This window comes from Caulobacter sp. GW821-FHT05F04, assembly GCF_059419665.1.
Map to the genome: position 1 here is coordinate 469834 of NZ_JBWKSF010000001.1, position 25733 is coordinate 495566.

Below are 25733 nucleotides of genomic sequence, written 5' to 3' on the forward strand. Positions count from 1 at the left end.
GGCCGGGGGTGGGGGTGAAACACCGCCATCTCCGAGCACGCACCCCCACCCCAACCCCTCCCCGCAAGGGGGAGGGGCTTGGAGACCGAAAATGAAATTCACCCTCTCCTGGCTCAAGGATCACCTTGAGACCACCGCCACCGTCCCCGAGATCGTCGCGGCCATGACCATGGCCGGGCTCGAGGTCGAGCACGTCATCGACCCGGCGACCAAGCTGAAGCCCTTCACGGTCTGCAAGATCGTCGAGGCCGCGCGCCACCCCAACGCCGATCGCCTGCAGGTCTGCCAGGTCGACACCGTCGACGGCCGCAAGGAGATCGTCTGCGGCGCGCCGAACGCCCGCGCGGGTCTGACCACGATCTACGCCCCGATCGGCGCCTATGTGCCCGGCCTGGACGTGACCCTGGTCGAGAAGCCGGTGCGCGGCGTCATCTCCAACGGCATGCTCTGCTCGGCCGCCGAGCTGGAATACGCCACCGAGAGCGCCGGCATCATGGAGCTGCCCGACGCCTTGCCTGTCGGCACGCCGGCCGTCGACGCCCTGGGCCTGGAAGCCGTCATCGACTTCGAAGTGACCCCAAACCGTCCCGACTGGCTGGGCGTCGTGGGCATCGCCCGCGATCTCGCCGCCGCCGGCGTGGGCAAGCTGAAGGACGTGTCGATCGCGTCGATCCCCGGGACCTTCCCGTCGCCGATCACCGTCAAGGTCGACGGCGAGGCCTGCCCGGTCTTCGCCGGCCGTTACATCCGCGGCGTCAAGAACGGCCCCTCGCCCAAGTGGCTGCAGGATCGCCTGACCGCCATCGGGCTGCGTCCGATCAACGCCCTCGTGGACGTCACCAACCTGATCACCTACGACCGCGCCCGCCCGCTGCACGTCTATGACGCGCACAAGCTGTCGGGGACCGAGATCTCGACGCGCCTGGGCCGCCATGGCGTCCACGGCGACGAGCACCTGATCGCCCTGGACGGCAAGACCTACGAGCTGACGCCCGAGATGTCGGTGATCGCCGATGCGTCCGGCGAGCGCCCGATCGGTCTGGGCGGCGTCATGGGCGGCGAGAGCACCGGCTGCTCGGAAGAGACCACGGACGTCTTCGTCGAGAGCGCCTGGTTCGACCCGATCCGCACGGCCCAGACCGGCCGCGCCACCGGCATCGCCAGCGACGCCCAGTACCGCTTCGCCCGCACGGTCGACACCGGCTCTCTGGTCCCGGGCATCGAGCTGGCCACCAAGCTGATCCTGGAGCTGTGCGGCGGCGAGCCGTCGGAAGTGCTGCTGGTCGGCGAGGCCCCGGCCGCGCCCAAGCCCGTACTGTTCGACCCGGCCTATGTCGGCCAGCTGTCGGGCCTTGAGATCGAGCCCGAGCGTAGCCTGAAGATCCTGGCCGACCTCGGTTTCAAGATCGAAGCGCCCAAGGACGTCTCGACGACCGAGTTCGCGATGCACGCCGAAAGCGTGGTCTGCGTGACCCCGCCCACCTTCCGCCGCGACGTGGAGGGCAAGGCCGATCTGGTGGAAGAAGTCGCCCGCATCGCCGGCTACGGCGCCCTGCCCTCGACGCCGCTGCCGGAAGTTCCGCGCGCCGTCGGCGGCATCCTGACCGCCAAGCAGGCCCGCGCCCGCACCGCCCGTCGCGCCCTGGCGGCGGCCGGCTATTCGGAAGCCGTGACCTTCAGCTTCACCAGCCACGAGACCGCGCGGCTGTTCGGCGGCGGCCAGCCGGAGATGCTGCTGGCCAATCCGATCGCCTCGGAACTGGACTGCATGCGTCCGTCGCTGCTGCCCAACCTGATCGACGCGGCCGGCCGCAACGCGCGCCAGGGCTTCCCCGACGCGGCCCTGTTCGAGATCGGCCCGACCTTCCACGGCGAGCGCCCCAACGACCAGCGCACCGTGATCTCGGCCATCCTGGTCCCCAAGGCTCCGCGCGGCTGGGACAAGGCGGCGCAAGACGACGTGTTCACGGTGAAGGCCGACCTGCTGGCCCTGCTGGAAGAGCTGGGCGCGCCGGTGGCCTCGCTGCAGACGGCGCAGGGCTCGGCCTCGTCCTGGTGGCACCCCGGCCGCTCGGCGCGCCTGCAGCTGGGTCCCAAGGCGGTAATGGCCGAGTTCGGCGAGATCCACCCGGCGATGCTGAAGGCTCTGGACGTCGCCGGCCCGGTCTACGGCTTCGAGATCACCCTGGAAGCGATCCCCGAACCCAAGAAGAAGTCGATCAAGTCCCGCCCGGCCTTCTCGCCCTCGGCCCTGATGCCGTTGACCCGCGACTTCGCCTTCCTGGTCGAGAAGACCAAGGCGGCGGGCGATCTGGTCAAGGCCGCGGCCGGCGCCGACAAGGCGCTGATCACCGCCGCGCGCGTGTTCGACGTCTATGAAGGCCCCGGCGTGCCGGAGGGCTTCAAGTCGATCGCGATCGAGATCGTCGTGCAACCGCGTGAAGCGACCCTGACCGAAGTCGAGATCGAGGCCCTGTCGGCCAAGATCGTGACGGCGGCCGAGAAGGCCGGCGGCAAGCTGCGGTCGTAGTGCTTTGGGGGCCGGCTTGGCGCTGGCCCCCTCCACCGCCGTTCGGCGGTCCCCCTCCCCAATGGGAGGAGGAGATGCGCCCTGCCCTTCTCCGCCCCGCTTGGGGGCGGACAGACCTGCGCCAGCAGGTCAGGTGGGGGCCTGTGCTGAGTTTCCGGGCACGTCGCCTCGAACAGGGCAAAACGCGCCCCTCCCGCGACCGATCGCCCATCTCGCAGGCAAGACCTTGCGCGATGGCCAACGTCACGCTACCTGTAACAAGCGCTAACTGGACTCATAGCTTCCACATGCAATCGACCTTCGCCTTCGCCGCCTTCGTGACCACCGGCCTCGCCGCCGTGGGTGCGATGTCGTGCGTGGCGATGTGGAGCATGATTAACAACCAGATTAAAACCGTGCGAATTCGAACGGGGCAAAATCGGCGCAAGCGGTAGGAAACCTACCCTCCACACAGCCGAAGGATCGCAAGATCTCCAAAAGCCCCGCTCCCACGAGCGGGGTTTTTTGTTGCGCGGTTCCTCGGTCCTCCAAGTCTCTCATGCACAGGACCAACTCCAATGAGCTACCTGCCCTCCCCACCATCCTTCCATAGCGACCAGGAAGGCGTCACCGTCCACCAACTGCTGCTGGCCGCCCAGGACGCGCCCAGCGCCCTTGAGGCCGTCCGCCAGGGCCTGAGCGACAGCGGCGCCGAGCTGTGCGGCCTGACGATGAAGCCGGTTGGCCAGATCGTCGAAGCCAGCCTGCGCGTCCGCCATCTGGGCGACCAGGCCGCCCGCCTGCTGGCCCGCGACCTGGCCGCCTGGCCCGGCGTCAACTCGGCCTCGGTAGAGCACCAGTGGTTCCGACCGTGAGCGACCTCGTAGACCCTCCCAAACCGGACGAAGAGAAACGCCGCCTCTTCCTCGTCACCACCGACGACACGCCCGACGCCCTGATGCGGGTGCTGGGCGTGGCCTCGGTGCAGCAGACCCGCCTGCGCGCCCTGTCCGCCGCTCCCGAAGGTCAGCACATGGCCATTCGCCTCGAGATCGACGACCAGGGCGACGCCCGGGCCGAGGTGCTGGCCTCGCGCCTGGCGGCCTGTCCCAGCGTGCGTGGCGTCGGTTTCGGCTGGCGGGCGTAACCTTTCGGCGCTTCCCTGCGTATCTAGGATCAAGTCCGCTTCTGGAGAGACTTCGATGCGCCGCCTGCTCGCCCTCCTCGCCACCCTCTTCGCCCTCACCGGCGTCGGCGCATCCGCCGCCGCGACGCTTAAGACCGAGACCGCCGTGTTCGCCGGCGGCTGCTTCTGGTGCATGGAGCACGACATGGGCGGCATCCCCGGCGTCTTGAAGGTCGAGAGCGGCTACACCGGCGGCCACGTCAAGAACCCGACCTATCGCGACGTCACCAGCGAGCGCAGCGGCCACTACGAGTCGGTGCGCGTCACCTATGACCCGGCCAAGCTGGACTACGGCTTCCTGCTGTATCGCTACTGGAAGCTGGTCGACCCGACCGACGACGGCGGCCAGTTCTGCGATCGCGGCCCGTCCTACCGCCCCGCCGTCTTCGTCACCCCCGCCCAGCGTCCTATCGCCGAAAAATCCCAGGCCGAAGCCGCCAAGCGCCTGAAGTCCGGCACGATGAAGGCCCAGATCCTGCCGCTGCAGGTCTTCTATCCCGCCGAGGAATATCACCGCGACTACGCCAAGCGGCACGCGCTGGACTACAACCTCTACCGCGCGGGCTGCGGGCGGGATGCGCGCCTGAAGCAGGTGTGGGGCGGTTAGGTTTAAGCTCAACCTAGCCTAGACTCCGCCGTAATCCCGTGCTGTTTTACTTTTGTAAACACACGGGAGGACGTCGATGCATCGTCGCGCTCTGCTGGCTTCGGCTGGCCTGCTGCTGGTTCCTCTCGACGCGGCCCGCGCTCAGGCGCGAGAAGTCTCGATCACCATCTACAACTCCGACCTGGCGCTGGTCGAGGACGCCCGCCCGCTGGACCTGAGGGCCGGCCGCCAGAAGCTGGAGTTCAAGGACGTCTCGGCCCAGATCCGTCCCGAGACCGTCAGCCTTTCGGTCCCGGGCGTCAGCATCCTGGAGCAGAACTTCGACTACGACCTGCTGACTCCCGACAAGCTGATGGAAAAGGCGGTCGGCCAGCAGGTGAAGATCGTCCGCACCAATCCCGGCGACGGCAAGGAGACCACCGAGGTCGCCACCGTGCTGGCCGCCAACCAGGGCGTTGTGCTGAAGATTGGCGACCGCATCGAGGTGCTGCGCGACGACGGCGTTCCCACGCGGGTGATCTTCGACAAGGTGCCCGAGACCCTGCGCGCCCGCCCGACCCTGTCGGTCAGCATCGAGGCCGCCAACGCCGGCCCGCGCCAGGCCAAGCTGAGCTACCTGACCTCGGGCCTGTCGTGGAAGGCCGACTATGTCGCCCTGTTCGACGAGGCCAGGAACGCCTTGGACCTGCAAGGCTGGATCACCCTGTCCAACACCTCCGGCACGCCGTTCGAGAACGCCAAGACCCAGTTGGTGGCCGGCGACGTCAACCAGCTGACCTCGACCAACACCTATCGCCAGCCCCGTCGAGTCACCCCCGGCGGCGTTCCCGGCGTGGTGCGCGCCGGCGCGGAGAACGGGACCGGCGCGCGGATCGCGGACTACTATGTCTACCCCCTGCCCGAGCGGACCACGATCGCCTCCAACCAGAACAAGCAGGTCGGCTTCCTGTCGGCCCAGGGCGTCGCGGCCAGGAAGGTCTACGAGGTGCGCGAAGGCTGGTTCTCCACCCAGGCCGAGCCGGTCAAGGCCGTGGTCGCCATCCAGTTCAGCAACGGCAGGCTGGGCGGCCTGGGCAGCCAGCTGCCGGCCGGGGTCATGCGGGTCTACATGCGCGACGCGGCGGGCGATCCGAAGTTCGTCGGCGAGAACGCCATCGGCCACACGCCGGCCGGCTCGGAGCTGTCGATCAAGACCGGCGAGGCGTTCGACGTCTCCAGCCAGGCGACCCTTGTGGCCGAAACGCGGGTCTCCAAGACCCGCACCCGCTACGAGATGAAGTACCTGCTGCGCAACGCCAAGGACCAGCCGGTGACCGTCGAGCTGCGCCAGGGCGGCCTGTGGCGCGATGGCGAGGTCAAGGCCGAGAGCCTGAAGAGCCGCGTCATCGACGCCCGCACCCTGGGCTGGAGTGTGCCGGTCCCGGCCAACGGCGAGACGACCCTGACCTTCACCGTGGAGACTGGGTGGTGAGGATGCGCGCCCTGGCGGGCGCGCTCGCTTTCGCCGCCGCGCTCCCAGCCCATGCAGACACCATCGCCTCCCGCGCGCCCGAGACGGTGGCCGTCACGCTCTATCGCGACGGCGACGGACCGTTCCAGGCGCTGAACGCCTGGCAGCGCGCCCAGGCCGCTGAAAAGGGCCTGATCCTTGTCACCGAAACGCGCACCGTCGACCTGCCCGCCGGCCGCCACACGATCCGCTTCGACGGCGTGGCCGAGGGCCTGATCCCGCAGAGCGCGGCGGTCGAGGGGCTGCCGGGCAAGGCTGTCGAGCGCAACTACGACTACGCTCTGCTCAGCCCCGGGACCCTGGTCGAACGGTCGCTGGGCCAGCCGATCCAGGTGGTCCGCACCAACCGCAAGACCGGCCGCCAACAAGCGGTCGCCGCAACACTGCTGCAAGGTCCCAATGGCCTGATGGTGCGGACGGCCGAAGGCGTCGAGGCCCTGGGCTGCTCCGGCGGGCCCGAGCGCCTGGTGCTGTCGGCGGTTCCCGACGGCCTGACCGACAAGCCCAGCCTGTCGACCATCGTCGATGTCCCCGCGCGCGCCCGCGTGAAGCTGACGCTGTCTTACTTGGCGCTGGGCGTGAACTGGCAAGCCGACTACGTCGCGCGCATCCATCCGGACGGCAAGCGGCTGGACCTGACCGGCTGGCTGACCCTGGTCAATAGCGGCGGCAGCCAGTTCGCCGACGCCAGAACGCAGGCCGTGGCCGGGCGGTTGTCGCGGCAGTATGTGCGCGTCGACAGGGGCCGGCCCCTGTCGATCAGCCGCAACTGCTGGCCGATGGACACCACGCACCGGATCGAGAGTGACGCGGGCGTCCAGGTCCAGGCGCGCGCGGACTTTGGGCCGCCGCCCCTGCCCATTCCGCCGGTCATCTCCGCCGCGCCGCCGGTTCCGACCGTCACCGGCGCGCGCGCCCCGCTGGCCGAGCAATCGAACCTGGGCGACTACAAGCTCTACACCCTGCCCGCGCCGGTCACCCTGAACCCGCGCCAGACCAAGCAGGTGACCTTCCTCGACCAGAAGGACGTCGCCTTCCAGCGGCTCTACGTCGTGACCATCAATCCGTGGGACAGCGGTCGTGAGGATGAAGGTTTCCGCGCGCCGGCCGTGACCCTGCGCCTGGACAACACGGTACGAAACGGCCTGGGCAAGCCCCTGCCCTCCGGCGCGCTCTCGGCCATGGAGACGATTGACGGCCGCCCGACCTTCGCCGGCGAGCAGGCCGTGCGCGACATCGCCGTCGGCGAACCGCTGGATCTGGTCATCGGCCAGGCCGTCGACATCCTGGCCCGCCCGCGCCTGGTCGCCGAACAGACGCTGAGGAAGGGTCGCGTGCGCCGGACCTACGAGGTCGATCTCTCGAACGCCAAGACTATCCCGGTGACCGTCGAGGTGCGGCAGAACCCGAACCTGACCAGCTTCAGGGTCGTCGCCGAGCCGCAGAAGCACGACATCCGCCAGGGCATGGTCGCCTGGCGCGTGACGCTGGCCCCCAACCAGTCCCGCGGCTTCCGCTACGCGATCGAGTACGACGGCTAGAGCATTTTCCGACGACGTGGATGCCGGTTCGTCGTCGGAACATGCGTCAAATCAGAACGCTAGAGCGGCATCCAGCGGCGTTTGCGGCTGTAGCCGAGGTAGCCGACATTGGCCCCCAGGCGCAGGCCGACGCCGGCGCGGATCGGGGCCAGGGTGATGTCGTCGGCCTTCTGGTAGTTCACGCCCAGGCCGCCGATCAGATAGGCGCTGCCCTCCACGCCGGGGAAACGACGGAAGATGGCGTCGGGGTACTGGAGATTATAGCAGAGGGTGAAGACCCGGCTGGCGTTGCCGCCCCAGTCCCAGCCGATGGTCGGCCCCTGCCAGAAGGTCTCGAGGGTCGGACGCCCCTTCATGTAGAGCAGGCCGCGGCCGTAGCGCAGACCGGCCACGAAGGCGCCCGAACCCTCCTCGCCGGCGATATAGGCGGTGGGCTGGCCCTTTTCCTTGAAGACCTTCTCGATCGCCGCGCCGGCGCTCTCGGCCGTCACGCCGAGGAAGTCGGACGTGGCGCGGATCATCTCGTCGGCAGAATAGGTCTGGGCGCGGCCGGTGTCGTAGGCCGGCGTATTGCCGTTCGAGGCCGGCGCCGGAGACGGCGGCGGGGAGGCATAGGCGTCCCCCGCGACGGGCCGCGGCGACGAGGACGCGTACGGGTCGGCTGGAGCGGGGCTCGCCGGACCGATCGGCTGCGGCGGCGGCAGTTGTTCGCTGTAGCGGCTTTGGCGGGCCAGGGCCTCGGTCGCCACGGTGCTCAGACCGACGGCGGCGCCCGAGAGGATCAGCTTGCGACGGTCCATGTCAGGCCCTCTGGATCAGTTTCATTGCAACACTGTTGCAAGCCATTGAGACCGGTTTGCGGCTCCAAACTTAACGACCGGTTAAGCATGCCCAAAGCGTCGCCGCGGACGGGACATGTTCAGGCCCTCGCGAAGCGGGCCAAATGTGATATGCGCACGGCCATGACTTCGACGCCTCTCGACAAGATCCGCAACTTTTCAATCGTCGCCCACATCGACCATGGGAAGAGCACCCTCTCCGACCGTCTGATCCAGGAGACCGGCGGCCTGACCGCGCGCGAGATGAGCGCCCAGGTTCTCGACAACATGGACATCGAGAAGGAGCGCGGCATCACCATCAAGGCGCAGACCGTGCGCCTGAAGTACCACGCCGACGACGGCGAGGACTACATCCTCAACCTGATGGACACGCCCGGCCACGTCGACTTCGCCTACGAGGTCAGCCGCAGCCTGGCCGCCTGCGAGGGCTCGATCCTGGTCGTCGACGCTTCGCAGGGCGTGGAAGCCCAGACCCTGGCCAACGTCTATTCGGCCATCGACAACAATCACGAGATCGTCCCGGTCCTCAACAAGATCGACTTGCCCGCCGCCGAGCCCGAGCGCGTGCGCGCCCAGATCGAGGACCTGATCGGCCTGGACGCCAGCGACGCCGTGCTGGCCAGCGCCAAGTCGGGCCTGGGCATCCACGACGTGCTGGAAGCCATCGTCAAGCGCCTGCCGCCCCCCAAGGGCGAGCGCGACGCGCCGCTGAAGGCCCTGCTGGTCGACGCCTGGTACGACGCCTATCTGGGCGTGGTCGTCCTCGTCAGGATCTTCGATGGCGCGCTGAAGGCCGGCCAGCAGGTCCGCATGATGCAGACCGGCGCCACCCACCGCATCGACAAGGTCGGGGTGTTCACGCCCAAGGCCACCGACGTCGCCGAGCTGGGCCCGGGCGAGGTCGGCTTCTTCACCGCCTCGATCAAGGAAGTCGCCGACGCCGCCGTCGGCGACACCATTACCGACGAGAAAAAGCAGACCGCCCAGGCCCTGCCGGGCTTCAAGGAAGTCCAGCCGGTCGTATTCTGCGGCCTCTTCCCCGTCGACGCCGCCGACTTCGAGGACCTGCGCGCCGCCGTCGGCAAGCTGCGCCTCAACGACGGCAGCTTCACCTACGAGATGGAATCCAGCGCCGCCCTGGGCTTCGGCTTCCGCTGCGGCTTCCTCGGCCTCCTCCACCTGGAGATCATCCAGGAGCGCCTGTCCCGCGAGTTCGACCTCGACCTGATCGCGACGGCGCCCTCGGTCGTCTACAAGATCCACATGCGCGATGGCACGGAGCGGGAACTCCACAACCCCGCCGACCTGCCCGACGTGATGCAGATCGAGAGCATCAGCGAGCCCTGGATCAAGGCCACCATCTTCACCCCCGACGAATATCTCGGCGGCGTGATCAAGCTGTGCCAGGACCGTCGCGGCATGCAGCGCGAGCTCAGCTATGTCGGCAACCGCGCCATGGTCGTCTACGACCTGCCGCTGAACGAGGTGGTGTTCGACTTCTACGACCGCCTGAAGTCGATCTCGAAGGGCTATGCTAGCTTCGACTATCAGGTCGAGGACTACCGCGTCGGCGACTTGGTGAAGATGTCGATCCTGGTCAACGCCGAACCGGTCGACGCCCTCTCCATGCTGGTCCACCGCGACCGCGCCGAGAGCCGCGGCCGGGGCATGTGCGAGAAGATGAAGGAGCTCATCCCCCAGCACATGTTCGTCATCCCGATCCAGGCGGCCATCGGCGGCCGCATCATCGCCCGCGAAACGGTTAGAGCTTTGCGCAAGGACGTCACGGCGAAGTGCTACGGCGGCGACGCCTCGCGCAAGCGCAAGCTGCTGGACAAGCAGAAGGCCGGCAAGAAGCGCATGCGCCAGTTCGGCAAGGTCGAGATCCCGCAAGAAGCGTTCATCGCGGCGCTGAAGATGGACGAGGATTGATTGGCGAGGAAGATGAACGACGATTGATCGGGCGTTATAAATACACCGTTCCAATCATAATATTACCCTACGTATACTCGGCTTGGCTCACCTCAACAGGTCTTCGTTGAGCGACCTTAAAAATCTCTGTTAGGCTGATCCGAATTATTGATTCGGGCGACCCGATATGGCGCGTGGACCTAACCACATTTCGTACGAGGTAGACTCGCTCTCTACCTTCATGCAGCGCATAGAAAGTCTTCTTGGGGAAACGGCAGAGCCCATTTGGTTCAGAGGGGTTGGCCGAGGTCGTTCACATCACCTTGCGCCATCTCTTTATCGGCACCCTACCCTTGACGACGACGATCTATTTCTGGCTCTCGAAGCTAGGTTGCTGGGCGGATTTTACGACCGAGGCATCCCGTTCTCGGTAGACTTACCAAGAGATCAAATCGAATTACTCTTGGTAATGCAACATCATGGTGCCCCAACTAGACTTCTAGATTGGAGTACCGACCCGTTAATGTCACTATATTTTGCTTTGAATTATAGAAAACCAACAGAATCCGAACCCGCAACAGTTTGGGTTCTTAACCCCACCGCACTTAACCGACTGAGTTTACGTGACGTTTCCTTCCCAGGAGGGATCTTGGACACTCGCAGCGAGTTTATAGACGGCTACAGACCAGGAGAAACTCCGCGAAGGCGCGGCCCGGTTGCGATCACAGCAATGCACAATACACGTCGGATCGTGTCCCAAAGAGGAACCTTTGTTCTATTTGGGGCCGATCGCACGCCCCTCGACCAATCTGAATACTTTAGGCGGCAGCAAGCTGGCTGGACCGCCTGTCGGATAAATATCCCGCCGCAATATGTAAATCTCATTAGAGAAAATCTGGCACGAATTGGATATAGCGCTACAGCTGTTTTCCCGGATTTGGATAGCGTATCCAAAGAGCTCAGACTCCTTGAAGGTTTTGAGTGATGTTTGAAATTGGACAGTTCGAATCTAAGACTTTGACCTGGTGGCACTCCCAACAGAAAAGCATAAATATGTCGCCAACCTACCAAAGAAAGGGCGGCATATGGAACAACCACCAGAAGCAATACCTTATAGATACAATTCTGAACGGATTTGACATACCAAAATTGTACTTTGCGGATTTCGTTAGAGTAGAAAGCCCCCTCAACGAAATATCTACAAAGTACGCCGTTATAGATGGACGTCAAAGACTTGAGGCAATATTCGACTTTCTCGAAGGAAGATTGACACTTCCACGAAATATTAATTTGAGAAACCACCCAAATTCGAATGTGGGCGGCATGAACTACAACGATCTAAAATCTCTTCACAGGGAGATAAGCTACGAGTTTGACAACTACAACTTAAGCGTTATGCGCGTCATTACGAATGAACCGGGCTTAATCAACGAACTATTTGTTCGACTTAATGCGAGCATGAGACTTACCGGCGCCGAACTCCGCAACGCGATGGGCGGAGTGGTACCCCAAATGATCCGCAAACTTGTTGAGCATGATTTTTTTACAGATCGTATCAATTTCAACACCGGACGCATGCAGGAATATAACGTCGCCGCCAAGCTTCTTCTGTTAGAGGCTAAGGACGACTTCACCGATACAAAGAAGACAGATTTAGATAAACTTGTGAATGAGCACGTTGGAAGAGCTAGCAATATAACAGGACTTCAGCTCATCGACAAAATGCAAGACATCAGTGTTGTCGTCGATAAGGTAGCAGCTAACCTCGACAAGATGTCATCTGTATTCTCAACAATGGACCCATTGCTAAAATCTCAGGGAGAAATTCCCGCCTATTATATGGCCATTAGAAAGATGGAAGTTCGTGACTTGAGGATATTTAGATCCTTTTTGGTAAAATTCGATAGCGATCGACTTGCCAATAGAAGGTCAGTTGCTTCGAATGATGCGGGAGACCCCGTACTGCAGCGGTACGAGATAGCGGCGCGAACGGTGAACGATGCCGCCAGCATCCGCTTTCGATCCGAACTTCTTGAAAGGCGGTTTAGTTCATTCAAGGACGGAATTGCTTAATTTCGGCATCCCATGGACACCCTCTCCCCCGCCGAACGCAGCGCCCGCATGGCCCGCGTCAAGGGCAAGGGATCCAGCGCCGAGATGCTGGTCCGGCGGCTGGTCCACCGGATGGGCTACCGCTACCGCCTGCACGGCGCGAAGCTGCCCGGGCGGCCGGACCTGGTGTTCCCCGGCCGCAAGAAGGTGATCTTCGTCCACGGGTGTTTCTGGCATCGCCACCCCGATCCGGACTGCAAGCTGGCGCGGCTGCCCAAATCACGGCACGAGTTCTGGATCCCGAAGCTGGAGGGGAATCGCGCCCGCGATCTTCGCAAGCTGGCGGAGCTTGAAGCCCTGGGCTGGAGCGCGCTGACCCTCTGGGAATGTGGGCTCAAGGACGAGGCTTCCCTTGAGAACGAAATTAGAACATTCTTGGACTCATGAAGTCGATCGAACTGTTCGCGGGGGCCGGGGGCCTGGGCATCGGCCTGTGCCAGGCCGGGTTCAAACCGGCCAAGGTGGTCGAGTGGAACCGCTATTGCCGCGAGACCATCGCCGAGAACCGCCAGAGCGCGGCCTCGCCCATGGCCGGCTGGCCCGAGGTCGAGGGCGACGTGCGCCATGTCGACTTCAAGGGCCTGGAGGGCCAGGTCGATCTGGTGTCGGGCGGTCCGCCCTGCCAGCCCTTCTCGCTGGGCGGCAAGCACCGGGCCTATGACGACACCCGCGACATGTTCCCCCACGCCATCCGCGCCGTGCGCGAGACCCGGCCGCGGGCCTTCGTGTTCGAGAACGTCAAGGGCCTGACGCGGGCCAGCTTCCGCAACTACTTCGAATATATCCGCCTGCAGCTGGAGCATCCGGAGGTGGTCGCCCGCCCGGACGAGGACTGGTCCGAGCACCTGGCGCGGCTGGAGGAGCATCATCTGCGCGGCGCGCGCGACGGCCTGGCCTATCGGGTCGTGGCCCGGGTGCTGAACGCCGCCGACTATGGCGTGCCGCAAAAGCGCGAGCGGGTGATCTTCGTCGGCTTCCGCGACGACCTGGACCTGGAATGGTCGTTCCCGGTCGCCACCCACTCGTCCGACGCGCTGCTATGGGCGCAACATCGCTCGGGCGACTATTGGGACGCGCACCAGGTCGCCAAGGCGCAGCGCCCGGATCCGTCCGACGCCCCCGCCCGCGCCCTGGCCCTGCGCGACAAGCCGAGCGAGGTCGCCTGGCGCACGGTGCGCGACGCGATCGCCGACCTGCCCGATCCCGAGCTGGACCCGAAACGCGCGGCCAAGGTCGCCTATCACCGCTTCCAGCCTGGCGCGCGGTCCTATCCCGGCCATACCGGCAGTCCACTGGACGAGCCCGCCAAGACCCTGAAGGCCGGCGTCCACGGCGTGCCCGGCGGCGAGAACATGCTGGCCCGCCCCGATGGCACGGTGCGCTATTTCTCGATCCGGGAAAGCGCGCGCCTGCAGACCTTCCCCGACAGCTTCATCTTCCACGGGGCCTGGAGCGAGGTCATGCGCCAGCTGGGCAACGCCGTGCCGGTTCGTTTGGCGGAGGTGATTGGCAAGGACGTCGCGAGGAAGCTACGCTACGCGGCGTGAGCAGAACCAATTCCCTCGACGCCGAGATCGCCGCGCTGCGCGAGCGCGTGGCCGCCCTGACCAGCCTAGCTGATACCGCGCCTTTTTCACCGGTCGCGCGCCGCAAGGTCGATCACGAGCTTCGCGACGTCATAGAGACTCTGGAAGCCGCGCTGCGGCGACTGGACCCGATCGCCATGCCGCGCTCGGTCTTCGACCCCAGCAATCCCAAGGTGATCGGGCGGTTCACGGCCCTGGCGATGGTGGCGCAGGAACGCGCGCCCCTGAGTACGATCGGCCAGTTCTACGGATCGGGCGTTTACGCGATCTACTATCGGGGCGCTTACCCGCTCTACGCTCCGCTATCCGGGACGGAGACGCCGATCTATGTCGGCCAGGCCGCGCCCGCTCAGCAGGGCGCTCATAGCGCCCGGGATCAAGGCCCCCGGCTCGCGGCTCGCTTGAACGAGCACCGAAAGAATATCGGCAAGGCTGTCTCGACCTTGGATGTCGCCGACTTCGACGCGCGCTTTCTCGTCGTTCAATCGGGCTGGGAAACGGCCGCCGAGGACTATCTGATCCATCTGTTCAAGCCGATCTGGAACAACGAGACGAACCTGCTCTACGGCTTGGGTAAACACGGCGACAGCGCCACCACGCGGGCGAACAAGCGCTCTCCTTGGGACACCCTGCACCCTGGTCGGGCGTGGGCCGCCAATTCGACGGAAGACGCGCGCGCGCCGGAGCAAATCGTCGCCGACGTCACGGCTCATTTCAGCCGACATACTCCCTACCGCGAACGCGCGACCTTGCTCGAGGACTTCTTCACGGAGCTTCGGCAAAGCTGAACGCCCGCCGATACACTCCTAGTGCGAGCGCTTGAGACCCCGCCTTTTCAACGCCTTGTCGATTTTCGACGCCGTTCTGTCCCCGCCGTCTCGCGCGGCCGCAGACTGGCGGCCATGACAAAGACACATCCCGACGCCCGCCCGACTTGGTTCCGCCTCTCGGAGGATTCCTGGGCCAAGATCGCCGCGGAATACAAGAACGGCGCGACCGCCGCCGAGCTGTCCGCCAAATGGAAAGTCTCGACGCGCAGCATCTATAATCGCGCCGGCGCCAAGGGCTGGACCAAGAAGGCCAACAGCGACGCCGTCGCGCGCGCCCACGCCGACGCCCAGACCGAGGCGGAGACGGCCGCGCGCCTCCGGCGGCCGACGCCCCTGCCGGGCGAGGTCTGGCTGACGGATGACGACGCGGTGGAGGCTTTCAACGCCGCGCCGCTGTCGACCGACCCGTCCGCCCTGCGCAACGCCGCGATGGCCCGGCTGGCGGCGGCGATCCAGGACGGGCGCGACCACGAGGCGCTGCGGCTGACCACCCTGGCCGATCGGCTGGCGCGGCTGACCGCGCCGCAGCCGCCGTCGGAGGCCGCCCTGGCCGGAGCGACGGCCGACGGCTTCGACGGCGAGCGCGCCAAGCTGCTGATGACGGGCTTCGTCGACTGGCGGCCGACCAAGGCGGCGGTCGAGCACGAGACCGACCTGATGTTCCGCAGCATCTACCTGCTGGCCCTGGCCATGCTGCTGAAGCCCGAAAGCGTGCCGGCGCTGTTCAAGCGGCGGGTGATGCGCTTTCGCCGCGACTATCTGGGCGAGGACGACGCCGACGCCCTGGAGGCGGCCGAACGCACGACCGCCTACGCGTTGAAGGAGCTGGACGTCACGATCATGGACTTCAACGGGCCCGAGCCGCGCCCGGCGCGCAAGGTCCCGGCGCGCACCTGGCCGCCGTCCCGTCCGCCCTATCCGAGCCGGCGGCGCCTGGCCGTGTCCTAGCCGCTCCGGAGTCCGGAAGGCCTCACCCGAACGGCGGCTTCATCCGGTAGAAGCGCGCCTCGCCTAGCAGGTCGTAGACGCGGCGGATGCGGAAGACTTCGGGGCGGGCCTCGGCGAGGTCGAACTCGGCCTGGCTGAGGCCGAAGGGAGAGACCTCGCCCGAGAGGGTGGTCTTGACCACGATCAGGCGCGGGGTCTCGTCCAGGCCAAAGCCGATCACGTCGCAGCCGTCCGGATCGCCGTCGCGGGACGGTCGGATCTTCGCCGCCAGGTCGGGGCGACCGCGATCGGACAGGCGGCGGGCCTCGAAGGCGATGATGCTGGAGACGCCCAGGCCCTTCAGAAACCGGTCGTCGGCCTCGCGCCCGCCCATGTCGAAGCGCTGGATCACCCGGATCAGGCGCTCGTCCATCGGCATCGGCCGGGGCGGCGCGGCCTCGATCAGCGGCACGGCCGGCGGGGCGGTGAACAGCGAAGCCGGGCGCACCGCGGCGCTGAGCAGGGCCGGCTTGGCGGCCAGCTGCTCCTCGACCGCCTCCAGCAACGCGGTGTCGTACGACCAGCGCGGCGGCTGGTCGCGCAGGATCGGCAGGCCGATCAGCGACAGCACCGCCGAGATCTCGCCCTGCTTCCAGGTGATCGGCATGTCGGACTTGCCGGTGACGAAGCGGACGGTGCGATCGTGGGCGCCGCGATCGACCGGCTTGCCGGCGAGCGTCTTCTCCAGCTGGGCGACATAGTCGCCCACCACCACGGCGAGGTCAGCCCCCGTCCACTCGCGCCCCGATTCCCCCGTCATCGGACGATGATGCGTCACGACGGAGTGTTACGCCACAAGCTAGGGTAAACTTGGCTGTTTCATCGCGCCCGCCACGGCCATGGGCGCGTCCTGCACCGGCATCTGGTCGGCCTGCAGCTTGGCGGCCTCCATGGCGCGGCGCACGGTGGTCACCGGCGTGTCGGCGTCGACCTTGAAGGTCAGCACGGCGGTATGGGCCGGGTTCTCGCCGAGATTGGCGAAGCCGCCGGTCCGCTCGGCGTTGAAGGTCACGCCGTAGGTGCGGTTGGCCAGCACCCGGCACAGCAGGACGAAGGTCTTCTGGTCGCCCAGCAGCCGGGGCGTCTTCACGCAGTCCATCGGCTCGGCGCCCGGCGCGGCGGCGTAGTTCCAGGCGCTCGGCGACATCTGCTGGTCGAAGGCGGCCTTGAGGATCAGCACGCCCGGCGGCACGGTCTGGTCCTGGGCCGGATAGGTCGAGACCAGGTTCGGCGGCGAGGTCGGCGGCAGGATCAGGACGGGCGAGACGGTGTTGGGGGTTTCCGGAGCCGGCTTCGTCTGGGCGTGCGCGCCCACGGCGGCGAGCACGGCGAAAGCGATCAGGACGGGAACCGAACGGCGGCGCGACATCTTTCCAAAGTGACCCTCAAGCGCGGCCTTCTCAAGGCGTCTTTACAGGCCTACATCGCCTTCATGACCGACAAACCCGAAGTCCCGGCCGATGAAACGCCGATGCAGCGCGCCCTGCGCCTGAAGAAGGCCGCCCAGGGCAAACACGGCCACGGAGCCAAGGCCTCGACCGGCAAGATCGAACGCTCCAGCGTCGCGGCCCCGACCGGCAAGTCCAGACCCTGGATGACCCGGTGACGATCCCCAAGGTCCTCGGCCGCGTCTCGTCCATCAACGTCCGCAAGGTCCTCTGGACCCTGGACGAGCTGGGCCTGGCCTATGAGCGCGAGGACTGGGGCCAGGGCTTCGCGCCCACCAGCGACCCGAGGTTCGTCGCGCTGAACCCCAACGCCCTGGTGCCGGTGCTGATCGATGAGCACGGCCCGGTCTGGGAGAGCAACGCGATCTGCCGCTACGTGGCGGCCGACACGCCGCTGTTCCCGGCCGACCGCCGCCAACGCGCGCTGGTCGATCAGTGGATGGACTGGCAGTGCACCGAGCTGAACACCGCCTGGCGCTACGCCTTCGCCGGCCTGGTCCGCAAGACGCCCGGCTTCGACGATCCCAAGCAGATCGCGGCCAGCGTCGCGGCGTGGAACACGGCCATGGGCCTGCTCAGCGCGCGGCTGGTGGACACCGGCGCCTATGTCGCGGGCGACACGTTCACGCTCGCGGATATCGTGCTGGGCCTCTCGGTCCACCGCTGGCTGTTCAGCCCGATCGAGCGCGAGGACTGGCCGACGCTCACCGCCTATTACGAGCGGCTGAGCCAGAGGCCGGCGTTCCGGACGTGGGCTGATCCGCGGGTTCCGTGATCGGCTCGGAGCCTTCCTGGGGCAGGCTGGAGATCGGCATGCCCGGCAGCAGCGGCTCGCCCGTCCACTCCCAGTGCCAGGGCTCGTAGGCGTAGTTGACGAAGCCGAACCGCGGCGCGTTCACGATCATCCAGCGATAGACCGACGAGCGCGCCATGACGAGCCGGTTGGCGTCGGCTGAGCTGTCGGGTCTCGAGCCCGGCGCGGCGTCGATGACCAGGTCCACGGCCAGGCCGGTGCGGTGGGCCGAGCAGATGGTGCGCCTCAAGCCCTGGCAGTTGTTGTCTCGCGCGCACCGCTGGGCGTCGGCGTCCGGGGCGCGGAAGCCCGAGAAGATCGTCAGCGACTCCGGCCGAGGCAAGACGCCCGCCGACCGCGCCTCGGCGACCATCTTCCGATAGGCCTCCAGCGCGCCGGGCGTCAGGCGGATGGCCTTGCCGCCATAGCTCTCCTTGGGACCGGCCTGGGCGAGACTGGCCTCGGGCGGCGCGCCGGGGCACATGCCCTCGCGGTTCACGCGCACGAACGGCCGCGCCAGATGCCAGCGGACCAGCATGACGCCGAACACCGCGGGGTCGACGACACCGGTCTGCCGCAGGCCATGCGCGCCCTGCCAGCGCGCCAGGGCCGAAGCGAAGCCGTTCGAGCCTGGGCCGCAGGTCGTGCCGATCTCGGCGGCGATCCGTGGGGCGTAGATCTCCCATCCGGTCTCTGGCTTGCCGAACGGGGACCAGGCCAGGGTCGACAGCGAGGCGGCGTTGACGGCGGCGGCGGTGTCGGGGGCGTCGGTCCCATCGCAGGTCTCCGCCGCGCCAGCCAGCGGCGTTGGGGCCGACGGCGGGTCGATGGAGGTGAAGTGCTGTTCCGCCGGCGTCGCGTAGGCGCTCTCGTCGCGCGGCTGAGCGGGTCTTGGAGGGGCTCCGCCGCTGGGCCACGTCACCCATAGCCAGAACCCGCCGCCCGCCAGCAACAGAAGGCCAAGGCCCCAAAGCCATCGTCGCAGCGCCCTCAAGTCGATCCCCGCATTTGGCCTCGCGATCCCACGGAACTTCGCCATGGCTCAAGCCTTGAGACGGGGCAGTCGTTCCGTCTGGAGTTCTTATGACCGTCCTGGTTTCCCGTTTCGCCCTGATCGCCGTGCTGGCCCTGTCGGCCTGCGACGACAAGCCACCGGCCAAGCCCGCGCCGGCCAAGACGGTCCAGAAGTCCGCGCCCGCTCAGCCACCGGTCGTCGCCGCGCCGGCGGCTGTCGCGGCCAGCTCGCCGCTGGCCCAGACGATCAACGCCGCGACCTTCGATCCCGCCGCCACCGATCCCGAGGCGCGCCGCAATCTGCTGGTCCGCGTCCAGACCCTGCTGGACCGCGCCCACTTCTCGCCGGGCGTCATCGACGGCCGCGATGGTACGAACCTGACCCTGGCGATCAAGGCCTTCCAGACCTCGCGCAGCCAGACGGCCGACGGTCAGATCACGCAACAACTGATCGACACCCTGACCGCCGGAGACGCCGGGCCGGTGCTGGTCGACTACACGATCACCGCCCAGGACGAGGCCGGCCCGTTCTCGCCGCCGATCCCCAAGGACGACTACGAGGCGATGGCCAAGCTGCCGGCCCTCGACTACATGACCCCGCTCGAAATGCTGGCCGAACGCTTCCACATGGACGAGGCGCTGCTGCAGGCGCTGAACCCCGGCGTCGACTTCGGCGTCGCGGGGACGACGATCGTGGTGACGGCGGCCGGCGCCGATACTCTGGATCGCAAGGTCGACCGCATCGAGATCGACAAGGCCCTGGGCCAGGTCCGCGCCTTCGACAAGGACGGGGCCCTGCTGGCGACCTATCCGGCGACGGTCGGCAGCACCGAGCGTCCCGCGCCGACCGGCGAATGGGCCGTGCGCACCCTGGCGCCCAGGCCGACCTACACCTACGACCCGTCGCGCCTGACGTTCGGCAAGCCCAAGGGCAAGCTGACCATCAAGGCGGGGCCGAACAACCCAGTCGGCTCGACCTGGATCGACCTGACCAAGGACACCTACGGCATCCACGGCACGCCCGATCCCAAGCTGGTCAACAAGCGCGCCTCGCACGGCTGCGTGCGCCTGACCAACTGGGACGCTGCCGAGCTGGGCTCGGCCGTGAACAAGGGCGCCAAGGTGGTGTTCATGGGCGCGGAGGCGCGGGCGAGCTAGGACCCGAAACCCCGCCCTTCGACAAGCTCAGGGTGAGGTTTCTACTGACACGCGGCGACAGAGTAGTCCTCACCCTGAGCCCGTCGAAGGGCGAGGACGGCTCCCCAGTGGTTAGCTTTATTTCGGCTTGCGGAACTTCAGGATGAACTGATCCGTCTTCCCGCGAATGCTCGGGTCGAACACGCTCGCCGTATGCGGATCCGCCGCGCTCGCCAGCAGCGGGCTCTCGGCTTCCAGCTTGAAGCCGGCCGCCTCGACCTCGCTCTTCACCTGGGCGATGTCGATGCGGTGCAGGGCGTCCGGCGCCGTGGTCGCGCCGGGCAGGGCCGCGTGGTCGATGACCAGGAAGACGCCGCCCGGCTTCAGCGACTTGAAGATCTCGGCATTGGCCTTGGCCGCGGTGTCGACCGGGAACGGTTTCAGGTGTTGGTCGTGATAGTTCTGGACCGTGATCGCCACGTCGGCGCCGTCCGGCAGGTCCAGCGCGGTCATCGGCCCGTTCAGCGGCTTGACGTTGGCGAGAGCGGCCGCGACCGTCTTCTGGTCCTCGCCGTACTGAGCCTTGAACTTGATGAACTCGGCCGGCTGATAGGCATAGACCACGCCCTTGGGACCGACGGCGGCCGACAGGATGCGGGTGAAATAGCCGCCGCCCATGATGTAATCGATGACCGTGTCGCTGGGCTTGACCTCGGCCAGGGCCAGGACCTCGCCGGGGTGGCGGGCGGCGTCGCGGGCCGTATGGGCGGCGGGACGCGACGGATCAGCCAGGGCCTTCTCGATATTGGCCGGAACCTGGGCGAACGCGCCGCCGCCGACGCTGAGCGCCCCGAAAGCCAGAACGCCGGCGAGTACCGAAACCAAGTGCTTGCGAGCCATGGGCCGCCTCCCTCTTTGCTTAAATCGAACCTAGCAGCCCAGTTAGGGATGGCGAACGACGTTCTCGCGACGTTTCAGCCAGCTTTCGTCGAAACCGGTCCTAGGCACGACCAAGCGCGCCCCGCATGATCGTCGGTAACAAATAATGGGCTGGGGAGGCTCGGATGAAGTGGATCCTGCGCGGGATCGGCGCCTTGCCGGCGCTCGTGGCGCTGGCGGCGGCGGGCTTGATCGTCATCGACCAGGCCAGCCTGCCCAAGGCCCCTGCCCGCCAGGCCTTGCTCGACAAGGCCAAGGCCTACGACGTCCGCATCCGTCGCGACGACTGGGGCGTGCCGCACGTGCTGGGCAAGACCGACGCCGACGCCGCCTTCGGTCTCGGCTACGCCCAGAGCGAGGACGACTTCGCCACCCTGCAGGACGTGGTGCTGGCCACCCGGGGCGTGCTGGCCCGCGACAAGGGCAAGGCCGCCGCGCCGACCGACTATGTCACCGCCCTGCTCGACGTCTGGCCGACCACCAACGCTCACTACGGCGAGCTGCCGGCCGAGCTGCGCAAGATCATGGAGGCCTATGCCGACGGGGTCAGCGTCTACGCCGCCAGGCACCCGGAGAAGGTCAAGGCGGGCCTGCTGCCTCTGACCGGCCACGACATCGAAGCCGGCTTCGTCTTCAAGCAGCCGTTCTTCTACGGCCTGGACGGGGAGCTGAAGCGCCTGACGGCGCCGGATGCCCCGCCGCCGCCGGCCAAGGGATCGAACGGCCTGGCGACCGCGCCTTCGCGCAGCGCCGATGGGGCCACGCGGCTGCTGGTCAATTCGCACCAGCCCTATACCGGCCCGGTCGCCTGGTACGAGGCCGTGGTCGAGAGCGGCGAAGGCTGGCACGTGGCCGGCGGCTTCTTCCCCGGCGCGCCGTTCATGCTGCACGGCCACAACGCCGACTTGGGCTGGGCCAATACGGTGTCCAAGCCCGACCTGGTGGACATCTACCGCCTGACCCTCAACCCGGCGAACAAGAACCAGTACAGGCTGGACGGCCAGTGGAAGGACTTCGACAAGCGCTACGTGACCCTGCGTGTGAAGCTCCTGGGCCCGATCGTGCTGCCGGTGAGGAAGGCCGTGCTGCGCTCGGTCCACGGACCGGTGCTGGAGACCGATCACGGCGTCTTCGCCTTCCGCTACGCCGGCATGGGCGAATGGCGCCAGCCGTTGCAGTACTGGCGGCTGAACCGCGCCCGCACCGTCGAGGAATGGCGCGCCGCCATCGCCACCCACGCCATCCCCAGCCTGAACTACGTCTATGCCGACAAGGCCGGGAACATCGGCTTCGTCCACAACGGCCAGTACCCGAACCGCACCGTCGACGCCGACTGGAAGGGGATCCTGCCCGGCGATCGCTCGGACCTGATCTGGCGGGGCTACCGCTCGCCTGAGCAGACGCCGCAGCTGTGGAATCCGAAGTCGGGTCTGGTGTTCAACTCCAACAACAGCCCGTTCCAGGCCAGCGAGGCGGCCGACAATCTCAGGCCCGAGGCCTTCCCCGCCTCGATGGGCCTGCAGACCAACATGACCAACCGCGCCTGGCGGGCGCTGGAGACCTTCGGGACCGACCACGCGATCACCGACACGAGCTTCCGCGCCCACAAGTTCGACGTGGCGTTCAGCGACCGCTCGTCGGTGATGGAGATGGTCCGCGAGGTCACCGCCATCGATCCGAAGGGCGACGCCGATCTCGCCAAGGCCCAGGCCATCCTGCGCGCCTGGGACAAGAAGGCCGACGTCCATGATCGCGGCGCGGCCCTGGCGGCGCTGATGACACAGCCGATCCTGTTCGCCCGCTCGAACGGTGATCCGGCCCCGACGCCGCTGGCCAGCCTCCAGGCGGCGATCAAGAGGCTGAAGACCCACTTCGGTCGCCTCGATCCCGAGTGGGGCGAGGTCAATCGTATCCGGCGCGGAAGCGTGGACCTGCCGATCGACGGGGCGGCCGACACCTATCGCTCGGTCTGGGGCAAGCCGGAGACGGACGGCACGACCACGGCCGACGGCGGCGACACCTTCATCATGTTCGTCACCTGGGACAAAGCCGGGACGCTGCGCTCGGAGAGCATCCACCAGTTCGGCTCGGCCACCCTCGACGCCGCCTCGCCGCACTATGCTGACCAGACGCCGCTTTTCGTGGCGATGAAGACCAAGCCGGTCTGGTTCACCGAGGAACAGCTGAAAGGACACGTTAAGGTCGACTATCGCCCGGGCGAGCGTTAACTTTCAGAGCTAGACCGTTCAGGCGCCGTTCAGTTGGGGGACGGTTAGCTGGGCTTCACACGACGAAGCCTTCCTTGGTGGGGAAACAGAGACATGCGCAAGACCCTTGGCCTGATGGCCCTTTCCGTTGTCGCGTTCGCGGGCGCGGCCTCGGCCCAGGCGCCGAATTGGAACGGCCGCTACGACGATCCGCCGCGCGGCTCCTACACCCAGTCCTGCCGCGAGATCACGGCCTTCAACGGCCAGGTCTGGGCCCGTTGCCAAACCAGCCGCGGCGGCTGGGAGTGGACCAGCGCCCGCGCGCGCGACTGCGGCGGCCAGGGTCTGGAGAACCGCGACGGTCGCCTGGAATGCGCGGGCTTCAACGGTCCGGGGCAAGGCGGCGGCGGCTGGGGCGGCAACAACGGCGGCGGCTGGAATAATGGCGGCGGCTGGAACAACGGCGGCGGCGGTCGTCCCGGCGGCTCGCGCGACGGCGTCGTGCTGTTCGAGGACCCGAACTACCAGGGGCGCGCCTTCGAGGTGAACGGCGACATGCCCGACCTCGGCGCCGTCAAGTTCAATGACAAGGCCTCGTCGATCCAGATCGGCCGCGCCGGCGGCCGATGGGAGATCTGCGAACACGCCAACTATCAGGGCCGCTGCAGCCGCCTGGACGCCGACCAGGCCATCCTGCCCCGCGAATGGAACGACGCGATCAGCTCGATCCGTCGCGTCCGCTAGGAGGTCGCCATCATGCGCAAGATCGCCTTTCTGATCGTCTGCGGGGCCATCGCCCTGGCGGCCACGGGCGCCGTCGCCCAGGACCGCTACCAGGACCGCGACGACCGCTATGATCACCGCGACGACCGTCGCCATGACCGTTGGGACGATCGCCGTGACGGCCGCTGGGGTCCTGGCGGCGAGGTGGTGCTGTTCGAGCACGACGGCTTCCGCGGCGAGGCCCGCCCGCTGCGCGGCGACGTGCCGGACCTGTCGCGCCTCGGTTTCAACGACCGCGTCTCGTCCATGCGCATCCGGCGCGGATCGTGGGAGTTCTGCGAGCACGCCTACTATCAGGGCAAGTGCTGGCGATACGACTACGATATGGCCAGCCTGCCCAGGAAGCAGAACGACCGTTACAGCTCGGTCCGCCGGGTGCGCTGATCCTTAAGCCGCGTTGGGCTCTTGAAGCTCGGCGCGGCCCACGGTTAAGGTCCGCCGCCTTCCAAGCTGGAGCTCTGATCTATGCGTAAGTTCGTCGTCCTCGCCGCCGCCGCGGCCGCCCTGCTGGTCTCGGCCTGCAACACCATCGAAGGCGCAGGTCGCGACGTCTCGTCGGCCGGCAAGGCCGTCGCCGGCGCCGCTCGCGACGCCAAGCACTAGCCGCTAAGCGTCTTCCTCGCGCGAGGTCTCCGCGCCGATCGCCTGCTTCTCATGCGGCGCGACGGCGCTGTCCGACGCGTGACGGACGGCGTGTTCGGCCTTGGAAGCGCCAACGCCCTCGCGTGGCGGCGTTTCCGGGCCGGGATCGGGTTCGGTTGGGCGTTCTGGCGTCATGGCGCGTCTCGTCTGCAATCCAGACGATTAACGCCGCCTCCCGACAACTGTTCCAGAGACGTCCGATCAAGGACTCACGGTCCCGAACGCAGCTTCTGAAATAACGGGCGTTGACCAGAACCAGTGTACGAGCCGTCCGGATATCGTTTGCATCGTTTGATCGAGACAGATTTTACGGAACGCCACGTTCTACCGGCGGCAAAAATCTACAAGATCTTACAGCAAGTTTGGACATAACGTCGCCGTGCGACGGCTAGTCGCCCTTTTCCCGCCGGATCCGAAAGCGCATATGAGCGGCATGTCAGAGTTCCAGTCCTCCGCACCGCCCATGCTCGTCGGCCTTACGCGCGGCGTGCGGCATCACTGCCCCAACTGCGGCGAGGGCCGTCTGTATCGTGGCTACCTGAAGGTCGAGCCGGTGTGCGAGGCCTGCGGCCACGAACTGGGCAGCTATCCGGCCGACGACGGCCCAGCCTATTTCACCATCCTGCTGGTCGGCCATCTTGTCGTGGCCCCACTGCTGTTGTTTCCGGTGATCTGGGAGGGGCCGCCGCTGATCGTCGTGCCCGTCTGCCTGACGACGCTGGCCACCCTGACCCTGCTGCTGCTGCCGCGCGTCAAGGGCGCGGTGATCGGGGCGCTGTGGGCCATCCGCCTGCGCAAGGCCGAGGACACCCCAGCCTAGGCGGAACCAAACGGCGCGGAACCGACAAGCGCCGCCGAGAATTCCCGAAAGCAAGACCCTAGCGTCGCCGTGGTGGCGGACGCAGGCTTCAAGGACTTTCGGACCATGCTCGGCACGATCCTCATCATCATCCTGATCCTGGCTCTGATCGGCGCGCTGCCGACCTGGGGGCATAGTCGTTCGTGGGGCTATTTCCCCTCGGGCGGTCTGGGCCTGATCCTGATCATTCTCATCATCCTGGTTCTGCTCGGCCGCATCTAGCGCCTCTTTCGGAGAGCCGGGTCATCCATTCTGATGACCCGGTGGTTGCTCCGGAACGCCGTTCGCCTAAG

The 25733-nt window shown here is 66.7% G+C and carries 29 protein-coding genes; 23 read left to right on the forward strand and 6 right to left on the reverse strand.

Translation table 11 applies throughout. The features are described 5' to 3' along the window. The first annotated feature begins 91 nt into the window (after nucleotides 1-91). The 7 genes from pheT (at nucleotide 92) to AC07R7_RS02380 (ending at nucleotide 7353) form a co-directional block, all read left to right on the forward strand. Nucleotides 92-2530, forward strand: coding sequence for a phenylalanine--tRNA ligase subunit beta (gene pheT, locus AC07R7_RS02350; protein WP_492883201.1), 2439 nt, complete (start codon nucleotides 92-94; stop codon nucleotides 2528-2530). A gap of 287 nt (nucleotides 2531-2817) precedes the next feature. Beyond that, nucleotides 2818-2964, forward strand: coding sequence for a hypothetical protein (locus AC07R7_RS02355; protein ID WP_492883199.1), 147 nt, complete (start codon nucleotides 2818-2820; stop codon nucleotides 2962-2964). A 123-nt stretch (nucleotides 2965-3087) separates the two neighbouring features. After that, on the forward strand, nucleotides 3088-3384 hold the full coding sequence (locus tag AC07R7_RS02360) for a hypothetical protein (RefSeq protein ID WP_125156234.1): 297 nt from the start codon (nucleotides 3088-3090) through the stop codon (nucleotides 3382-3384). Continuing rightward, nucleotides 3369-3656, forward strand: coding sequence for a hypothetical protein (locus AC07R7_RS02365; protein WP_492835177.1), 288 nt, complete (start codon nucleotides 3369-3371; stop codon nucleotides 3654-3656). Before AC07R7_RS02360 ends, AC07R7_RS02365 begins: the two co-directional genes overlap by 16 nt. Before the next feature lie 55 nt (nucleotides 3657-3711). Then, on the forward strand, nucleotides 3712-4302 hold the full coding sequence (gene msrA / locus AC07R7_RS02370; RefSeq protein ID WP_492883197.1) for a peptide-methionine (S)-S-oxide reductase MsrA: 591 nt from the start codon (nucleotides 3712-3714) through the stop codon (nucleotides 4300-4302). Between the two features lie 76 nt (nucleotides 4303-4378). Then, nucleotides 4379-5773 (forward strand): DUF4139 domain-containing protein, encoded by a 1395-nt coding sequence (locus AC07R7_RS02375; RefSeq protein ID WP_492883195.1) that lies wholly within the window; start codon nucleotides 4379-4381, stop codon nucleotides 5771-5773. 2 nt (nucleotides 5774-5775) lie between these two features. Continuing rightward, the gene (locus tag AC07R7_RS02380) at nucleotides 5776-7353 is read left to right on the forward strand and encodes a DUF4139 domain-containing protein (protein ID WP_494634269.1); all 1578 of its coding nucleotides are present in this window, start codon (nucleotides 5776-5778) and stop codon (nucleotides 7351-7353) included. A gap of 59 nt (nucleotides 7354-7412) precedes the next feature. On the opposite strand, the gene AC07R7_RS02385 is transcribed toward AC07R7_RS02380, so the two are convergent. Further along, nucleotides 7413-8153, reverse strand: a complete 741-nt coding sequence (locus AC07R7_RS02385) for a DUF1134 domain-containing protein (RefSeq protein WP_494633986.1) — start codon at nucleotides 8151-8153, stop codon at nucleotides 7413-7415. A 162-nt stretch (nucleotides 8154-8315) separates the two neighbouring features. Between AC07R7_RS02385 and lepA the strand changes: the two genes are divergently transcribed. From lepA to AC07R7_RS02420, 7 genes are all read left to right on the forward strand, one after another. Next, nucleotides 8316-10124, forward strand: coding sequence for a translation elongation factor 4 (lepA, locus tag AC07R7_RS02390; RefSeq protein WP_494633988.1), 1809 nt, complete (start codon nucleotides 8316-8318; stop codon nucleotides 10122-10124). Nucleotides 10125-10344: 220 nt separating this feature from the next. Then, nucleotides 10345-11088, forward strand: a complete 744-nt coding sequence (locus tag AC07R7_RS02395; RefSeq protein ID WP_494634270.1) for an FRG domain-containing protein — start codon at nucleotides 10345-10347, stop codon at nucleotides 11086-11088. 68 nt (nucleotides 11089-11156) lie between these two features. Continuing rightward, complete coding sequence (locus AC07R7_RS02400) at nucleotides 11157-12176, forward strand: DUF262 domain-containing protein (protein ID WP_494633990.1); 1020 nt, start codon at nucleotides 11157-11159, stop codon at nucleotides 12174-12176. A gap of 12 nt (nucleotides 12177-12188) precedes the next feature. Further along, nucleotides 12189-12602, forward strand: coding sequence for a very short patch repair endonuclease (locus AC07R7_RS02405; RefSeq protein WP_494633992.1), 414 nt, complete (start codon nucleotides 12189-12191; stop codon nucleotides 12600-12602). Next, nucleotides 12599-13762 carry a DNA cytosine methyltransferase gene (locus AC07R7_RS02410; RefSeq protein ID WP_494633993.1) on the forward strand — a complete coding sequence of 388 codons (1164 nt, stop codon included), beginning with the start codon at nucleotides 12599-12601 and terminating at the stop codon, nucleotides 13760-13762. The genes AC07R7_RS02405 and AC07R7_RS02410 overlap by 4 nt, the downstream gene beginning before the upstream one ends. Before the next feature lie 47 nt (nucleotides 13763-13809). Further along, nucleotides 13810-14589: an Eco29kI family restriction endonuclease gene (locus AC07R7_RS02415; protein WP_492883183.1), complete on the forward strand. Its 780-nt coding sequence runs from the start codon at nucleotides 13810-13812 to the stop codon at nucleotides 14587-14589. Nucleotides 14590-14703: 114 nt separating this feature from the next. Continuing rightward, complete coding sequence (locus AC07R7_RS02420; RefSeq protein WP_494633995.1) at nucleotides 14704-15579, forward strand: hypothetical protein; 876 nt, start codon at nucleotides 14704-14706, stop codon at nucleotides 15577-15579. A 22-nt stretch (nucleotides 15580-15601) separates the two neighbouring features. Here the strand turns inward: AC07R7_RS02420 and AC07R7_RS02425 are convergent, their stop codons facing one another. Together AC07R7_RS02425 and AC07R7_RS02430 are read right to left on the reverse strand one after the other, a co-directional pair. Beyond that, complete coding sequence (locus AC07R7_RS02425) at nucleotides 15602-16378, reverse strand: protein NO VEIN domain-containing protein (protein WP_494634271.1); 777 nt, start codon at nucleotides 16376-16378, stop codon at nucleotides 15602-15604. A 39-nt stretch (nucleotides 16379-16417) separates the two neighbouring features. Next, complete coding sequence (locus AC07R7_RS02430; RefSeq protein ID WP_494633997.1) at nucleotides 16418-16987, reverse strand: hypothetical protein; 570 nt, start codon at nucleotides 16985-16987, stop codon at nucleotides 16418-16420. Between the two features lie 63 nt (nucleotides 16988-17050). On the opposite strand from AC07R7_RS02430, the gene AC07R7_RS02435 reads away from it, so the two are divergent. Both AC07R7_RS02435 and AC07R7_RS02440 read left to right on the forward strand, forming a co-directional pair. Next, nucleotides 17051-17224 carry a hypothetical protein gene (locus tag AC07R7_RS02435; protein WP_492836079.1) on the forward strand — a complete coding sequence of 58 codons (174 nt, stop codon included), beginning with the start codon at nucleotides 17051-17053 and terminating at the stop codon, nucleotides 17222-17224. Then, entirely contained in the window at nucleotides 17221-17841 is a 621-nt protein-coding gene (locus AC07R7_RS02440) for a glutathione S-transferase family protein (RefSeq protein ID WP_494633999.1), read from the forward strand. Before AC07R7_RS02435 ends, AC07R7_RS02440 begins: the two co-directional genes overlap by 4 nt. Here AC07R7_RS02440 and AC07R7_RS02445 read toward each other — a convergent pair. Further along, a complete protein-coding gene (locus AC07R7_RS02445) occupies nucleotides 17771-18898 on the reverse strand; it encodes a D-alanyl-D-alanine carboxypeptidase family protein (protein WP_494634001.1) in 1128 nt (375 codons plus the stop codon). The two genes, AC07R7_RS02440 and AC07R7_RS02445, sit on opposite strands and share 71 nt — an antisense overlap. A gap of 44 nt (nucleotides 18899-18942) precedes the next feature. Between AC07R7_RS02445 and AC07R7_RS02450 the strand changes: the two genes are divergently transcribed. Beyond that, nucleotides 18943-20031: a L,D-transpeptidase family protein gene (locus AC07R7_RS02450; protein WP_494634003.1), complete on the forward strand. Its 1089-nt coding sequence runs from the start codon at nucleotides 18943-18945 to the stop codon at nucleotides 20029-20031. A gap of 117 nt (nucleotides 20032-20148) precedes the next feature. On the opposite strand, the gene AC07R7_RS02455 is transcribed toward AC07R7_RS02450, so the two are convergent. Then, on the reverse strand, nucleotides 20149-20910 hold the full coding sequence (locus AC07R7_RS02455) for a class I SAM-dependent methyltransferase (RefSeq protein WP_494634004.1): 762 nt from the start codon (nucleotides 20908-20910) through the stop codon (nucleotides 20149-20151). A 164-nt stretch (nucleotides 20911-21074) separates the two neighbouring features. Here AC07R7_RS02455 and AC07R7_RS02460 point away from each other — a divergent pair, with 164 nt between their 5' ends. From AC07R7_RS02460 to AC07R7_RS02475, 4 genes are all read left to right on the forward strand, one after another. Then, nucleotides 21075-23177, forward strand: a complete 2103-nt coding sequence (locus tag AC07R7_RS02460; protein ID WP_494634006.1) for an acylase — start codon at nucleotides 21075-21077, stop codon at nucleotides 23175-23177. Nucleotides 23178-23270: 93 nt separating this feature from the next. Continuing rightward, nucleotides 23271-23900 (forward strand): beta/gamma-crystallin, encoded by a 630-nt coding sequence (locus AC07R7_RS02465; protein ID WP_494634007.1) that lies wholly within the window; start codon nucleotides 23271-23273, stop codon nucleotides 23898-23900. Nucleotides 23901-23912: 12 nt separating this feature from the next. Continuing rightward, on the forward strand, nucleotides 23913-24323 hold the full coding sequence (locus tag AC07R7_RS02470) for a beta/gamma crystallin-related protein (RefSeq protein WP_492883166.1): 411 nt from the start codon (nucleotides 23913-23915) through the stop codon (nucleotides 24321-24323). An 81-nt stretch (nucleotides 24324-24404) separates the two neighbouring features. Next, entirely contained in the window at nucleotides 24405-24542 is a 138-nt protein-coding gene (locus tag AC07R7_RS02475; protein WP_099580356.1) for an entericidin A/B family lipoprotein, read from the forward strand. A 3-nt stretch (nucleotides 24543-24545) separates the two neighbouring features. Here AC07R7_RS02475 and AC07R7_RS02480 read toward each other — a convergent pair whose 3' ends face one another. Then, nucleotides 24546-24716 carry a hypothetical protein gene (locus AC07R7_RS02480; RefSeq protein WP_492883163.1) on the reverse strand — a complete coding sequence of 57 codons (171 nt, stop codon included), beginning with the start codon at nucleotides 24714-24716 and terminating at the stop codon, nucleotides 24546-24548. 289 nt (nucleotides 24717-25005) lie between these two features. Between AC07R7_RS02480 and AC07R7_RS02485 the strand changes: the two genes are divergently transcribed. Continuing rightward, on the forward strand, nucleotides 25006-25401 hold the full coding sequence (locus AC07R7_RS02485; RefSeq protein ID WP_492883161.1) for a DUF983 domain-containing protein: 396 nt from the start codon (nucleotides 25006-25008) through the stop codon (nucleotides 25399-25401). Between the two features lie 105 nt (nucleotides 25402-25506). Continuing rightward, entirely contained in the window at nucleotides 25507-25662 is a 156-nt protein-coding gene (locus AC07R7_RS02490) for a DUF3309 family protein (protein WP_099580360.1), read from the forward strand. Nucleotides 25663-25733: the final 71 nt, after the last annotated feature.

Excerpts from the sequence above, each read along its gene's own strand:
- lepA (WP_494633988.1), top strand. The coding sequence starts at position 8,316 with ATGACTTCGACGCCTCTCGACAAGATCCGCAACTTTTCAATCGTCGCC.
- AC07R7_RS02465 (WP_494634007.1), top strand. The coding sequence starts at position 23,271 with ATGCGCAAGACCCTTGGCCTGATGGCCCTTTCCGTTGTCGCGTTCGCG.
- AC07R7_RS02420 (WP_494633995.1), top strand. The coding sequence starts at position 14,704 with ATGACAAAGACACATCCCGACGCCCGCCCGACTTGGTTCCGCCTCTCG.
- AC07R7_RS02375 (WP_492883195.1), top strand. The coding sequence starts at position 4,379 with ATGCATCGTCGCGCTCTGCTGGCTTCGGCTGGCCTGCTGCTGGTTCCT.
- pheT (WP_492883201.1), top strand. The coding sequence starts at position 92 with ATGAAATTCACCCTCTCCTGGCTCAAGGATCACCTTGAGACCACCGCC.
- AC07R7_RS02480 (WP_492883163.1), bottom strand. The coding sequence starts at position 24,716 with ATGACGCCAGAACGCCCAACCGAACCCGATCCCGGCCCGGAAACGCCG.
- AC07R7_RS02460 (WP_494634006.1), top strand. The coding sequence starts at position 21,075 with ATGAAGTGGATCCTGCGCGGGATCGGCGCCTTGCCGGCGCTCGTGGCG.
- AC07R7_RS02410 (WP_494633993.1), top strand. The coding sequence starts at position 12,599 with ATGAAGTCGATCGAACTGTTCGCGGGGGCCGGGGGCCTGGGCATCGGC.
- AC07R7_RS02475 (WP_099580356.1), top strand. The coding sequence starts at position 24,405 with ATGCGTAAGTTCGTCGTCCTCGCCGCCGCCGCGGCCGCCCTGCTGGTC.
- AC07R7_RS02425 (WP_494634271.1), bottom strand. The coding sequence starts at position 16,378 with ATGACGGGGGAATCGGGGCGCGAGTGGACGGGGGCTGACCTCGCCGTG.
- AC07R7_RS02490 (WP_099580360.1), top strand. The coding sequence starts at position 25,507 with ATGCTCGGCACGATCCTCATCATCATCCTGATCCTGGCTCTGATCGGC.
- AC07R7_RS02455 (WP_494634004.1), bottom strand. The coding sequence starts at position 20,910 with ATGGCTCGCAAGCACTTGGTTTCGGTACTCGCCGGCGTTCTGGCTTTC.
- msrA (WP_492883197.1), top strand. The coding sequence starts at position 3,712 with ATGCGCCGCCTGCTCGCCCTCCTCGCCACCCTCTTCGCCCTCACCGGC.
- AC07R7_RS02435 (WP_492836079.1), top strand. The coding sequence starts at position 17,051 with ATGACCGACAAACCCGAAGTCCCGGCCGATGAAACGCCGATGCAGCGC.
- AC07R7_RS02450 (WP_494634003.1), top strand. The coding sequence starts at position 18,943 with ATGACCGTCCTGGTTTCCCGTTTCGCCCTGATCGCCGTGCTGGCCCTG.
- AC07R7_RS02360 (WP_125156234.1), top strand. The coding sequence starts at position 3,088 with ATGAGCTACCTGCCCTCCCCACCATCCTTCCATAGCGACCAGGAAGGC.
- AC07R7_RS02470 (WP_492883166.1), top strand. The coding sequence starts at position 23,913 with ATGCGCAAGATCGCCTTTCTGATCGTCTGCGGGGCCATCGCCCTGGCG.
- AC07R7_RS02355 (WP_492883199.1), top strand. The coding sequence starts at position 2,818 with ATGCAATCGACCTTCGCCTTCGCCGCCTTCGTGACCACCGGCCTCGCC.
- AC07R7_RS02405 (WP_494633992.1), top strand. The coding sequence starts at position 12,189 with ATGGACACCCTCTCCCCCGCCGAACGCAGCGCCCGCATGGCCCGCGTC.
- AC07R7_RS02380 (WP_494634269.1), top strand. The coding sequence starts at position 5,776 with ATGCGCGCCCTGGCGGGCGCGCTCGCTTTCGCCGCCGCGCTCCCAGCC.
- AC07R7_RS02395 (WP_494634270.1), top strand. The coding sequence starts at position 10,345 with ATGCAGCGCATAGAAAGTCTTCTTGGGGAAACGGCAGAGCCCATTTGG.
- AC07R7_RS02385 (WP_494633986.1), bottom strand. The coding sequence starts at position 8,153 with ATGGACCGTCGCAAGCTGATCCTCTCGGGCGCCGCCGTCGGTCTGAGC.
- AC07R7_RS02485 (WP_492883161.1), top strand. The coding sequence starts at position 25,006 with ATGAGCGGCATGTCAGAGTTCCAGTCCTCCGCACCGCCCATGCTCGTC.
- AC07R7_RS02445 (WP_494634001.1), bottom strand. The coding sequence starts at position 18,898 with ATGGCGAAGTTCCGTGGGATCGCGAGGCCAAATGCGGGGATCGACTTG.
- AC07R7_RS02400 (WP_494633990.1), top strand. The coding sequence starts at position 11,157 with ATGTCGCCAACCTACCAAAGAAAGGGCGGCATATGGAACAACCACCAG.
- AC07R7_RS02430 (WP_494633997.1), bottom strand. The coding sequence starts at position 16,987 with ATGTCGCGCCGCCGTTCGGTTCCCGTCCTGATCGCTTTCGCCGTGCTC.